The organism is Yersinia sp. FDAARGOS_228 (assembly GCF_002073315.2).
GTDB classification, from domain to species: domain Bacteria; phylum Pseudomonadota; class Gammaproteobacteria; order Enterobacterales; family Enterobacteriaceae; genus Yersinia; species Yersinia intermedia.
Map to the genome: position 1 here is coordinate 3,830,449 of NZ_CP020409.2, position 11,818 is coordinate 3,842,266.

Below are 11,818 nucleotides of genomic sequence, written 5' to 3' on the forward strand. Positions count from 1 at the left end.
ATGTTCTTACTGATTGAGCGGGGACCTTATGAGCATTTATACCAAAACCGGCGATGCAGGCACCACAGCCCTGTTCACCGGGCAACGTGTGAAAAAGAGCCATCCCCGGGTGGAAACTTACGGCACGCTGGATGAACTCAATGCAGCACTGAGCTTGTGTGCCCGCGTGGCGCAGGGCGAGGAAAACCGTCAATTACTCGATGCCATACAACATCAGTTGTTTTATTTCAGCGCTGAATTGGCAAGCGAAGGTATCGCAACACCGCCTGCCGGGCGCAAAAGTATTAATGAACCTGAGATCCAAGCGCTGGAGCAAGCCGTAGACCGCTGTATGGCGGGGCTGCCACCGGTACAGGGTTTTATCCTGCCGGGTAGCAGTGAAGCCGGTAGCCGATTGCATTTTGCCCGCACTCTGGCACGGCGCTGTGAACGGCGGCTGATTGAACTGGCTGAACAAGTCCCGGTACGCCCAGTGTTATTGCAATATCTAAACCGTTTATCGGATTGCCTGTACGCACTGGCCCGTGATGAAGACCAGCGCCAACAGTTACAACACACCACGCAAACCGTGGTGGCCCGTTATCTGGCGGCAACAGCCCTCCCCCCAGCCACAAGTCAGCCACAAACAACGGCTTCTCTGGGATTTTCTGATGTTCATCAGTTAGTTAAATTGGCGGTCGATGCCGCCATGAAATTACAAATTGCTGTGGTCGTAGCACTGGCTGACCGCCACGGCAACATGATTATGACCTACCGCATGCCCGACACCTTGCTGGTCAGCAGCGAACTGGCACCGAAAAAAGCCTGGACCGCTGTGGCGATGAAAACAGCAACTCACCAACTTAGCGATGCCGTACAACCGGGGGCCGACCTGTTCCAGCTTGAGGCCAGTACCGGTGGCAAAGTAGTGAGCTTTGGTGGTGGCTACCCGCTATGGCGTAACGGCCAATTAGTGGGGGGGTTAGGCATCAGCGGCGGTAGCGTCGAACAAGATATGCACATAGCAGAAGCGGCCATATCGGCTTTACATCTGAGGAATGAATAATGAATACCAATGACCTTGAATCTCTCATTCGCACTATCCTCATTGAGCAACTGACGCCCACATCTGCGTCTGCCTCCAGCGCCATTTTTGCCAGCGTGGATGAAGCTGTCAATGCCGCTCATAACGCATTCTTGCGTTATCAACAAAGCCCGATGAAAACCCGCAGCGCGATTATCCGCGCCCTGCGTGAACAGCTAAAAGCACAGTTGCCCTCACTGTCAGAACGCGGTGCCAGTGAAACCGGCATGGGGAACAAAGAAGATAAATTACTGAAAAATAAAGCAGCGTTAGAAAACACCCCAGGTATTGAAGATTTGTCCACCACGGCGCTGACCGGCGATGGCGGCATGGTGTTATTCGAATACTCGCCTTTTGGCGTGATAGGTTCCGTTGCCCCTAGCACTAACCCAACCGAAACCATTATTAATAACAGCATCAGTATGTTGGCGGCCGGTAATGCCATCTATTTTAGCCCACACCCAGGCGCTAAATCAGTATCACTGGATTTAATCGCCCAAATTGAAGAAATCATCTTCAACAGTTGCGGTATTCGCAATCTGGTGGTGACCGTGAAAGAGCCAAGCTTTGAAGCCACTCAGCAGATGATGGCGCACGACAAAATCGCCTTGCTGGCCATCACTGGCGGGCCTGCCATTGTGGCAATGGGCATGAAGAGCGGCAAAAAAGTGATTGGTGCCGGTGCCGGTAACCCACCTTGTCTGGTGGATGAAACGGCTGAATTGGTAAAAGCGGCGCAGGATATCGTGGCAGGAGCCTCATTCGATAATAACCTGCCCTGTATCGCTGAAAAGAGCCTGATCGTGGTGGAGAGTGTTGCCGACAGGCTATTGCAACAGATGCAAGCCTTCGATGCGCTGCTGATCAGTAATCCGCAAGAGGTCGATAGCCTGCGCAAAGCCTGCCTGACACCTCAAGGCCACGCCAATAAGAATCTGGTGGGTAAAAGCCCGCTTGAACTGCTGAAAGCGGCGGGCATCGCTTGTCCGGCCAAAGCACCGCGCTTGCTGCTGGTTGAAGTGGCTGGTGACGATCCGCTGGTCACTACCGAACAACTGATGCCGCTGTTACCGGTGGTTCGGGTAAAGGATTTTGATGCCGGCCTGACGCTGGCACTGCAAGTGGAAGGTGGCCTGCACCATACCGCCACCATGCACTCACAAAATGTCTCGCGCCTGAATCTGGCCGCCCGACTGTTACAAACCTCTATTTTTGTTAAAAACGGCCCGTCCTATGCCGGGATAGGCGTCGGCGGTGAAGGCTTTACCACCTTTACCATCGCCACCCCGACCGGCGAAGGCACCACCTCGGCTCGCACCTTTGCGCGCCAGCGCCGCTGTGTGCTGACTAACGGTTTTTCCATTCGCTGAGCGAGGACGTATGAAGACTTTTTTCCTGCAAACACGTATTTACAGCGGGGAAGGCAGCCTTAAGGTGCTGCAACGCTTCCATCAGCGCAAAATCTGGATTGTCTGCGATGGCTTTCTGGCCACCTCACCGTTGCTGGATCGCTTAAAACAGGTGCTGGCAGAGGATAACCAAATCAGTCTGTTCAGCGACATTACGCCGGACCCGAACATTAACACCGTGGTTAAGGGCATTGAGCAGATGCATGCCTTGCGCCCCGATGTGGTGATTGGTTTTGGCGGCGGCTCCGCACTAGATGCGGCGAAAGCCATTGTCTGGTTCAGTCGTAAACAGGGGATAGAGATCGAGACCTGTATCGCTATCCCGACCACCAGCGGCACGGGTTCAGAAGTGACCAGTGCCTGTGTGATCAGCGACCCGGAAAAAAGTATTAAATACCCTCTGTTTGACGATGATATTTACCCGGACATCGCCATTCTGGACCCGGCTCTGGTGGTTACCGTACCGCCAGTTATCACCGCCAATACCGGGCTGGATGTGTTGACTCACGCGTTGGAAGCTTATGTTTCCCCGCGTGCCAGTGACTTTACTGATGCGCTGGCAGAAAAAGCGGTGCAGTTGGTGTTCCGCCACCTGCCCACCGCTTGCCGCAAAGGTGATTGCCTGATTACCCGAGGTAAGATGCACAACGCTTCCACGCTGGCTGGCATGGCATTCAGCCAGGCTGGTCTGGGCATCAATCATGCTATTGCACACCAGTTGGGGGGGCAATTTCATATCGCGCACGGTTTGGCGAATGCCTTGCTATTGGTGCCGGTGATTCGCTTTAACGCGCTTGATGCGCGGGCATGTAAACGCTATGCGCGATTGGCAAAACTGTGCCATTTCAGTGCGGAAAATGGCGATGAGCGCAGCGCAGTCAACCAATTGGTCCATCAGATTGAACAACTCAAACGCCAGTGCGGATTACCTCAGCCGCTGGCCGCGATGAAAATCAATGAGGGCCAGTTAGAGCAACGTATTCCCGACATAATTACCGCCGCACTTGCCGATGTGACACTGCGCACTAACCCGCGTGCGGCTGACGGCAATGATATCCGTGGGATTATCGAGGCGCTTTATGAGTGACCTACACAGTGCGGATACCTGCTTGCTACCCGCCTACGGTGAACTGGCTGATTGTGATGCCGTGACTATTCAGCAACGGGTTCAGCACGCGGGTGTGGTCGGTGCCGGGGGTGCGGGTTTTCCAACGGCAGTGAAGCTACAAGCGCAGGCTGAAATTTTTCTGGTCAATGCGGCTGAGTGCGAGCCAATGCTGAAAGTGGATCAGCAGTTGATGCCGCGCCAGGCAGCCCGACTGGTGCGCGGTGTGCTGTATGGCATGAAAGCCACCGGCGCACGCGAAGGCATCATCGCCTTAAAAGCCAAATATAGTGAGGCGATTGCCGTACTAACCCCACTATTACCGCCACAAATCCGGCTACATATTCTGCCCGATGTCTATCCCGCCGGTGATGAGGTTATCACTATTTGGCTGGCAACTGGCCGCCGGGTGCCACCTGCGGCGCTGCCAGTCAGCATCGGCGTGGTGGTGAACAACGTGCAAACGCTACTCAATGTGGCACGGGCGGTGGAACAGCAGTGGCCGGTGACTCGCCGCACCCTGACCGTAAATGGTGCAGTGGCGAAACCCTTAACCCTGACGGTACCGCTGGGTACCCCGCTGCGCGAGGTTCTGGCGCTGGCAGGAGGGGCTACCATCAACAATCCGGCCTATATCAATGGCGGGCCAATGATGGGTCATGCCCTGCATGACCTTGACCAACCGGTAACTAAAACTACCGGCGGCCTGTTGGTGCTGCCCGCTGATCACTTACTGATTACCCGCCGCGCCCGCAGCGACCAGGATGTGCTAGCCATTGCTCGTACCGTATGTGAGCAGTGCCGCATGTGTACTGAGTTATGCCCGCGTCATTTGATTGGCCATGAGCTTCCCCCGCATCTGCTGGTGCGAGCGATAACCTATCAACAAGTTGCCACACCAGACATTTTACTCAGCGCCCTGACCTGCTCGGAATGCGGGCTTTGTGAAAGTTACGCCTGCCCGGTGGATATTTCACCGATGCGCATTAACCGCCTGCTGAAAACGCAGTTGCGGGCGCAAGGTGCCCGCTATCAAGGGGCGCTACGTGAGGCCGATCCGATGGCTAATTACCGCATGGTACCGATATCAAGGCTGATTGCCCGTCTGGATCTCACCGACTGGTATCAGGCCGCGCCATTCAGCGAACAGGACTATCAGCCACAACAGGTGGTATTGCCATTGCGCCAGCATATTGGGGCTGCCGCCGACGCCATCGTCACGGTCGGCGAACGGGTCGATCACGGTCAACTTATTGGCCAAATTCCGAATAACGCGTTAGGCGCACCGGTGCATGCCAGTATCAGCGGCACGGTCACGGCTATTAGCGCAAATGCCATCACCCTTAAACGGGCTGACGTTTATTAAAAGGAAGGGCTATGTCACAAGCCATTGGAATTGTTGAATTAAGCAGTATCGCCAAGGGCATGGAAGTCTGCGATTTGATGCTGAAAAGCGCTAACGTCAGCCTATTGGTGAGCAAAACCCTGTGCCCCGGTAAATATCTGTTGATGGTCGGTGGCGATATCGGTGCCGTTACCCAATCGGTACAAAACGGTGAGCGGCACAGTGGGCATCTGTTGGTCGATAGCATCGTCCTGCCAAACCTTCATCCATCTGTATTGCCGGCGATCAGCGGCCTGAATACGGTGGAGAATCGCCAGGCGGCAGGTGTGGTGGAAACCTGGAGTGTGGCGGCCTGTATTACTGCCGCCGACCGCGCGGTCAAAGCGGCCAATGTCACGCTGGTGCGGATCCATATGGCGTTTGGCATCGGTGGCAAATGCTATCAGGTGCTCAGCGGCGATATTGCTGATGTACAAACTGCCGTGGACGTTGCCAGCCAGTGTGCCGGTGAGAAGGGATTATTGGTTTACAGCTCAGTGATCCCACGGCCCCATGAGGCGCTATGGCGTCAGTTAGTTCAGGAGGCATGATGGAAAAGAGCAGCACCCCCGAGCGCGTGATTCAGGAATATGTTCCCGGTAAACAGATAACCCTGGCGCATCTGATAGCCAACCCCAATAAAGCACTTTACAAAAAACTGGGGCTGAATGATGTCAGTAGCGCCATTGGCATCTTGACCATTACGCCTAGCGAAGCCTCGATTATTGCCAGTGATATCGCCACCAAATCCGGTGCAGTTGAGATTGGTTTTATCGACCGTTTCACCGGTGCAGTGGTGTTTACCGGTGATGTATCAGCGGTGGAATATGCACTGAAACAGGTGATCCACACCCTCGGCGACATGATGAAGTTTACCGCCTGCCCGATGACCCGGACCTGATGCCATGCAACGCATCATGTTGATTGGCCCTAGCCAGTGCGGCAAAACCTCGCTTATCCAGCGTTTGCAGGGTGAAGCACTTAATTACCAGAAAACCCAGTCCATCGTTTGGCAGGACAATGCCATTGATACTCCCGGTGAATACCTGGAAAACCGCTGTTTATACAGTGCGTTACTGGCTAGTGCCTGTGAAGCGGATATCGTCGGACTGGTACAAAATGCGGATGCAACCCAAAGCTGGTTTGCCCCAATGTTGGCGCAGGTTTTCAACAAGCCGGTGATTGGCATTATCAGTAAAGCCGACACCGTTAGCCACCCGGACCAATTGCGTTGGGCCGCTGACAGCCTCACACAGGCGGGCGCGCAACACCTATTTGTGACCTCGGCGCTGAGCGGTGAGGGATTAACCGACCTTATTACTTATTTGAATTATTCTGGAGAGTCGCATGCCCGGTAAGATTATGGCGATTAACGCCGGCAGTTCTTCGTTGAAGTTTCAGTTGTTTTCCTTACCTGATGAGCATGTGATCTGTCAGGGATTAATCGAACGTATCGGTATGGATGATGCGATATTTAACCTGCGCGCCACAGATGTGAAATGGCGCGAAATTCTGCCCATTGCCGATTGCCGCCAAGGTGCTGAACACCTACTTCACGCGCTGATTGAACACAATATTATTGATTCGCTGGATGAAATTACCGGTGTCGGCCATCGTGTCGCGCACGGCGGTGAAGCATTCGCCGATTCGGTCGTGATAACTCCCGAAGTGCTGGATAAGATAGAACAGCTTGGTGCACTGGCCCCCCTGCATAATCCGGTTAATGCGCTTGGTATCCGGGTGTTCCAACATGCCCTGCCCCATGCCAGCGCGGTGGCGGTGTTTGATACCGCATTCCACCAAACGCTGAGCCAGACCGCCTATTTGTACCCATTACCGTGGCGCTACTATGAAGAACTGGGTATTCGCCGTTACGGTTTCCATGGCACCAGTCATAAATATGTCAGTGCCGTTTGTGCCGAACGAATGGGGCGGCCACTGGAAGCATTGCGTATTGTCTCCTGCCATCTTGGCAACGGCTCCAGCATTTGTGCTATCGGCAACGGCCAGTCGGTGAATACCTCGATGGGCTTCACCCCGCAGGCCGGTATTATGATGGGCACCCGCAGCGGTGATATTGACCCCTCCATCCTACCGTTTATTCAGCAAGCGGAAGGGAAAAGCGCCAGTGAAATCAACCATTTGATTAATAATCAATCCGGCTTGCTGGGTGTCTCCGGTATCTCCCACGATTATCGCGATGTCGAACAAGCCGCCGCCAATGGCAACCCGCGTGCCAAAGTGGCGCTCGAACTCTTTGCCGAACGTATCCGCGCGGTGATTGGCAGCTATATCGTGCAACTGGGCGGAATTGATGCACTGATCTTTACCGGCGGTATCGGTGAAAATGCCCGCACAGCCCGCCAGCAAATCTGCCGTGGTTTAGCCTTCCTCGGTATCGAGTTGGACGAAGAGAAAAATATCAGCAATCAGTCGTTTATCCAACATGACTCGGCGCCAGTACAGATTGCTATCGTCAATACCAATGAAGAATTAATGATTGCCCGTGATGTCATTCGCGTGGCCCTGAATCTGCCGGTACAACCGGCCCTCGCCGCACAATAAGAGGCAATATGAAAAGTGGGAAAGTTTGGTTGGTAGGCGCAGGGCCAGGGGATGCCGCGCTGATTACGGTGAAGGGATTACATGTTATTCGTCGCGCTGATGCGCTGGTCTATGACCGTTTGGTGTGTGCTGAGTTACTGGCAGAAGCCCCTGATGGTTGTGAAATGATCAATGTGGGCAAAAACCCCAACCACCATTTGGTACCACAAACGGAGATCAATCAAATTCTGGTTGATTGCGCTCAACGTGGGCTGAATGTGGTGCGGCTCAAAGGCGGTGATCCTTATGTCTTTGGCCGTGGCGGTGAAGAAGCTGAAACACTGGCGTTGGCCGGTATTCCGTTTGAGGTGGTTCCAGGGATAAGTTCTGCCATTGGCGGGCTGGCTTATGCGGGTATTCCGGTAACACATCGTGATTATGCCTCAGGCTTTCATGTGATAACCGGCCATCTGCGCCAAGGCAATGAGCCACAGGACTGGGCAACATTGGCCAAGCTGGAAGGTACGCTGATTATCCTAATGGGGATGACACAACTGACAACCATTTGCCAGCAGTTGGTCGCCGGGGGGAAAGCCCCCACAACGCCTGCCGCCGTGGTGATGTACGCCAGCCACCAGCAACAGCAAGTTGCCAGCGGCACACTGCTCACATTAGCCGATCAGGTTGCCGCACAGGGTTTATCGGCACCGGCACTGATTGTTATTGGTGACGTGGTGCGCCTACGGGATGTGCTCGCCTTCACGCCGGAGCTATTGTCGCTAAACGCTATTCCCTCGCTGATATAGCCAACGTCATTGGCGTTGTAGGTAGGCAGCAAGTAAACGCATCCCGATGAGCTTATTCATATAGGGTCAACGACAAGTAAGTGATTCGGGTAAGTGTGCGTAGCAAACAACCCTACAGCATCAAGGGCGAAGGGTATGGTACTCTAAACACACAAGCTATATAGGGGAATAGAGTAGCAATGAGTGAGCATGGTGGGAATGTGCTGGAAATGGCACTGAAAATCGGCACAGATGCAGCCAATATCATTGACTTCAGTGCCAATATTAATCCGCTGGGCATGCCGGAATCCTTGAAAACGGCGATTATCGAACAATTGGCCCGTGCCGAACACTATCCTGATGTTGAGTATCGCCAATTACACGCAGCGTTGGCCCGCGCTCACCACTGCCTGCCAGAGAATATTATGGCGGGCAATGGTGCTACTGAGCTGATTTACGCGGTGGTGCAGCATCTGCAACCCCGCACTGCGGTGCTGTTGACACCAGGCTTTGCTGAGTACCGCCGCGCCCTGCAACGGGTCGGCTGCCAGATTCATGATTACCAGATGAGTGAGGCAGATGGCTATCAGCCCGATGAACGCCTACTGGCGCTATTAGCCCAACAGCGCCCAGACTGCCTATTTCTGGCGACACCCAACAACCCGACCGGCCTGATGCCGGATGCCAAATTGCTGCAAGCCATTGTGCAGTGTTGCCATCAGCACCACATTGCTTTGATTATCGATGAAGCTTTTATCGATTTCTTGCCAGATGCGCCGGGGCTTACCCCTCAATTAGCAGATTTCCCACACTTATACTTGTTGCGCTCACTGACCAAGTTTTTTGCCATTCCGGGATTGCGCCTTGGCTATCTGCTCAGTGGCGATCAGGCAGCGCTGGCGCAAATGAAACAGCAACGCGAGCCTTGGACTATCAATGCTTTTGCCGCACTGGCGGGTGAGATTATTCTCGACGACCAACCTTATATTCAAGCCACGCATCAATGGTTGGCGCAGCAGCGGCCTTGGTTATATCAGCATTTAGTCGCCCTGCCCGCGTTGCAAGTGTGGCAAGGGTGCGCCAATTACATTTTCCTGCGCTGCCTTAAACCTGAACTTAATCTGCAACATGCGTTGTTACAGCATCATATATTGATTCGCCATTGTGCGAATTACCCCGGTCTAACCCGCAACCACTACCGTGTGGCAATCAAAAGCGCAGCAGATAACCAACGGCTGATCAGTGCCTTACAGCAGATCTTTGGTCATGGCTGAAGCCCGTTGCCCGGCCTCTTGTGGTGAGCTGATTCAGGGCTGGATACTGGGTGGTGAGAAGCTTATCTCCTGCCCGGTCAACTGGTTTAGTACGGTATCGGTAACCGACGGTGTACCGGGCAAGAATGAACGCCCACGCATGCGCCAGATGCTGCGGTCGGTACTGGCCTATTTTGACCAGCCTGCGGAAAGGGTCAATGACCTGCACATCAGTTTTGATTCCACCATTCCGGTAGCAAAAGGGCTTGCCAGCAGTACCGCCGATATCGCTGCCACTGCACTGGCAACCGCCCGCCATCTCGGTGAAACACTCAACGAAGCTGCGCTGGCAACACTGTGCGTCCGGTTAGAACCCACTGACAGCACGCTGTTTCGGCAACTGACACTGTTTGACCACCAAACTGCCGCAACACAAATCTCCTATGACTGGCAGCCCGCGATAGATATTTTGTTACTGGAAAGCCCGCAGCTCCTTAAAACTGAGGATTTCCACCGCCGTGATCGCCAACCGGCGCTACTGGCAAGTGCCACCTCGCTGGAGCGAGCATGGCAACTGTTTACTCAAGCCGCCGAGCACCGCGATTGTTCACTGCTGGGCCAGGCCACCACATTGAGTGCGCAAGCCAGCCAGCGTTTGCTGGTAAAACCAGACTTTACCGCCCTGCTGCAACTGGTGGAGGAGTTGGATTTATACGGGTTGAACGTAGCCCACAGTGGCAGTGTGGTTGGATTATTACTTGACCGTCAACGTCATGACGTGGAGCAGGTGTACTGGCAATTGCAGCAGCGCAACATCAACCGCCATTATCCACGCCAGCACCTGTTAACCATGGTACCCGGTGGCGTGCGTTAACCCGTAATTCAGCATCAGGCCATGATAGCGAAAAGTGGTGAATCATCTGAACCAGAATATCCATGAAAATATCGCTGTTATTACCTCTTCGCGTACCATTTCTATGTAATTCTCTTTGTCTTGCCCCCAAAAATCATGACTCCAGTCACAAACAGGGAATGCAGCTATTTTGTCCATGTAAATAGCATTCATGTATATGGGGGAAACTGCTATCAAGGTATTAGATTCGTCCTACAGGAAATGTAGTGAAGATGTAAAATCTGTTTCCTGTTAAATCTTCATTTTTTTAAAAACATAAATAAAATTCATGTAATACAGCATTTTGAATATTGCACCAATACCTTAAATAGCAACGACCTCAACCTACATGAGTTCCGGGAGCCTTAGATGAATAAATTGAGTGTGAAAAACCTGTTGGCGGCCAGCTTGTTCAGCATGATGGTGTGCTCAGGCAGCGCGCTGGCACAGGAAGTAGAAGTGGTTAATATCTCCAAAATCGCCGGTATGCCGTGGTTTAACCGCATGGGTGAAGGTGTGGAACGTGCCGGTAAAGATCTGGCTATCAAAGCCTATCAAATTGGCCCTTCCAGTACCGATGCCCCACAGCAGGTTAAGATCATTGAAGACTTAATTGCCAAAAAAGTCAGTGCTATCAGCATCGTACCTAACGATGCCGATGTGCTGGAGCCCGTATTCAAGAAAGCCCGTGAAGCCGGTATTGTGGTGTTAACCAATGAATCTCCAGGGCAACCAAGTGCTAACTGGGATATTGAAATCATCGATAACGCCAAATTTGCAGCAGATAACGTGGAAGAGATGGCAAAAGCCATGGGCGGTAAAGGCGGTTATGTGATTTATGTCGGCAGCCTGACCGTGCCACAACATAATCTGTGGGCCGATCTGTTTGTTAAATATCAGAAAGAGCACTACCCCGATATGTTCGAGGTAACCAGCCGTATGCCCGTTGCCGAAAGTATTGATGATTCACGCCGTACCACGCTCGATTTGATGAAAGCGCACAGTGACCTGAAAGGTATTGTCGCCTTCGGTTCGCAAGGTCCGATCGGTGCAGGCCGTGCAGTGAAAGAGAAACGCGCGAAAAACAACGTCCATGTCTTCGGTATGATGATCCCTTCACAGGCGGCATCTCTGATTAAAAGCGGTGATATCGCGATGGGCGTGACCTATGACCCAGGTTCTGCCGGTTATGCATTAACCGCCGTTGCGAACAAAGTGCTGAAAGGTGAAAAAATTGAGTCAGGTATGGAAATTCCTGGCGTGGGTAAAGCTGAAGTTGACCAAGATAAGCATCTGATCCAGTTCCACAATGTATTACGGGTAACCAAAGACAACGTGGATTCACTGTATTGATTCACTAAGTTATTGCGGGGCTGGACGCCC

The 11,818-nt window shown here is 53.1% G+C and carries 12 protein-coding genes; all 12 read left to right on the plus strand.

Translation table 11 applies throughout. The features are described from left to right. Positions 1 to 28: 28 nt before the first annotated feature. The 12 genes from A6J67_RS17790 to A6J67_RS17845 all read left to right on the plus strand — a co-directional run bounded on the left by A6J67_RS17790 (position 29) and on the right by A6J67_RS17845 (position 11,788). Positions 29 to 1,045, plus strand: a complete 1,017-nt coding sequence (locus tag A6J67_RS17790; RefSeq protein WP_050072910.1) for a cob(I)yrinic acid a,c-diamide adenosyltransferase — start codon at positions 29 to 31, stop codon at positions 1,043 to 1,045. After that, positions 1,045 to 2,433, plus strand: a complete 1,389-nt coding sequence (locus A6J67_RS17795) for an aldehyde dehydrogenase family protein (protein ID WP_005185292.1) — start codon at positions 1,045 to 1,047, stop codon at positions 2,431 to 2,433. Before A6J67_RS17790 ends, A6J67_RS17795 begins: the two co-directional genes overlap by 1 nt. 10 nt (positions 2,434 to 2,443) lie before the next feature. Continuing rightward, positions 2,444 to 3,559 (plus strand): 1-propanol dehydrogenase PduQ, encoded by a 1,116-nt coding sequence (locus A6J67_RS17800; protein WP_005185290.1) that lies wholly within the window; start codon positions 2,444 to 2,446, stop codon positions 3,557 to 3,559. Then, entirely contained in the window at positions 3,552 to 4,943 is a 1,392-nt protein-coding gene (locus A6J67_RS17805; RefSeq protein WP_050288011.1) for a 4Fe-4S dicluster domain-containing protein, read from the plus strand. Before A6J67_RS17800 ends, A6J67_RS17805 begins: the two co-directional genes overlap by 8 nt. Positions 4,944 to 4,954: 11 nt before the next feature. Next, entirely contained in the window at positions 4,955 to 5,512 is a 558-nt protein-coding gene (locus tag A6J67_RS17810) for a BMC domain-containing protein (protein WP_005185285.1), read from the plus strand. Then, a complete protein-coding gene (gene pduU, locus A6J67_RS17815) occupies positions 5,512 to 5,862 on the plus strand; it encodes a propanediol utilization microcompartment protein PduU (protein ID WP_032813079.1) in 351 nt (116 codons plus the stop codon). The genes A6J67_RS17810 and pduU overlap by 1 nt, the downstream gene beginning before the upstream one ends. A gap of 4 nt (positions 5,863 to 5,866) precedes the next feature. Further along, on the plus strand, positions 5,867 to 6,319 hold the full coding sequence (locus tag A6J67_RS17820; protein ID WP_005185284.1) for a EutP/PduV family microcompartment system protein: 453 nt from the start codon (positions 5,867 to 5,869) through the stop codon (positions 6,317 to 6,319). Next, positions 6,309 to 7,526, plus strand: coding sequence for an acetate/propionate family kinase (locus A6J67_RS17825; RefSeq protein ID WP_050072907.1), 1,218 nt, complete (start codon positions 6,309 to 6,311; stop codon positions 7,524 to 7,526). The genes A6J67_RS17820 and A6J67_RS17825 overlap by 11 nt, the downstream gene beginning before the upstream one ends. 8 nt (positions 7,527 to 7,534) lie before the next feature. Next, positions 7,535 to 8,311 carry a uroporphyrinogen-III C-methyltransferase gene (gene cobA, locus A6J67_RS17830; RefSeq protein WP_005185279.1) on the plus strand — a complete coding sequence of 259 codons (777 nt, stop codon included), beginning with the start codon at positions 7,535 to 7,537 and terminating at the stop codon, positions 8,309 to 8,311. A 179-nt stretch (positions 8,312 to 8,490) separates the two neighbouring features. After that, complete coding sequence (gene cobD / locus A6J67_RS17835; protein WP_042569488.1) at positions 8,491 to 9,564, plus strand: threonine-phosphate decarboxylase CobD; 1,074 nt, start codon at positions 8,491 to 8,493, stop codon at positions 9,562 to 9,564. Further along, positions 9,557 to 10,417, plus strand: coding sequence for a GHMP kinase (locus A6J67_RS17840; protein ID WP_050288014.1), 861 nt, complete (start codon positions 9,557 to 9,559; stop codon positions 10,415 to 10,417). Before cobD ends, A6J67_RS17840 begins: the two co-directional genes overlap by 8 nt. 435 nt (positions 10,418 to 10,852) lie before the next feature. Next, the gene (locus tag A6J67_RS17845) at positions 10,853 to 11,788 is read left to right on the plus strand and encodes an autoinducer 2 ABC transporter substrate-binding protein (RefSeq protein ID WP_226715553.1); all 936 of its coding nucleotides are present in this window, start codon (positions 10,853 to 10,855) and stop codon (positions 11,786 to 11,788) included. The last annotated feature ends 30 nt before the right edge of the window (positions 11,789 to 11,818 follow it).

Bases quoted from the DNA above. Each gene is read 5' to 3' on its own strand.
- cobD (WP_042569488.1), top strand. From the start codon at position 8,491: ATGAGTGAGCATGGTGGGAATGTGCTGGAAATGGCACTGAAAATCGGC.
- pduU (WP_032813079.1), top strand. From the start codon at position 5,512: ATGGAAAAGAGCAGCACCCCCGAGCGCGTGATTCAGGAATATGTTCCC.
- A6J67_RS17820 (WP_005185284.1), top strand. From the start codon at position 5,867: ATGCAACGCATCATGTTGATTGGCCCTAGCCAGTGCGGCAAAACCTCG.
- A6J67_RS17825 (WP_050072907.1), top strand. From the start codon at position 6,309: ATGCCCGGTAAGATTATGGCGATTAACGCCGGCAGTTCTTCGTTGAAG.
- A6J67_RS17800 (WP_005185290.1), top strand. From the start codon at position 2,444: ATGAAGACTTTTTTCCTGCAAACACGTATTTACAGCGGGGAAGGCAGC.
- A6J67_RS17805 (WP_050288011.1), top strand. From the start codon at position 3,552: ATGAGTGACCTACACAGTGCGGATACCTGCTTGCTACCCGCCTACGGT.
- A6J67_RS17810 (WP_005185285.1), top strand. From the start codon at position 4,955: ATGTCACAAGCCATTGGAATTGTTGAATTAAGCAGTATCGCCAAGGGC.
- A6J67_RS17795 (WP_005185292.1), top strand. From the start codon at position 1,045: ATGAATACCAATGACCTTGAATCTCTCATTCGCACTATCCTCATTGAG.
- A6J67_RS17790 (WP_050072910.1), top strand. From the start codon at position 29: ATGAGCATTTATACCAAAACCGGCGATGCAGGCACCACAGCCCTGTTC.
- A6J67_RS17840 (WP_050288014.1), top strand. From the start codon at position 9,557: ATGGCTGAAGCCCGTTGCCCGGCCTCTTGTGGTGAGCTGATTCAGGGC.
- cobA (WP_005185279.1), top strand. From the start codon at position 7,535: ATGAAAAGTGGGAAAGTTTGGTTGGTAGGCGCAGGGCCAGGGGATGCC.
- A6J67_RS17845 (WP_226715553.1), top strand. From the start codon at position 10,853: ATGATGGTGTGCTCAGGCAGCGCGCTGGCACAGGAAGTAGAAGTGGTT.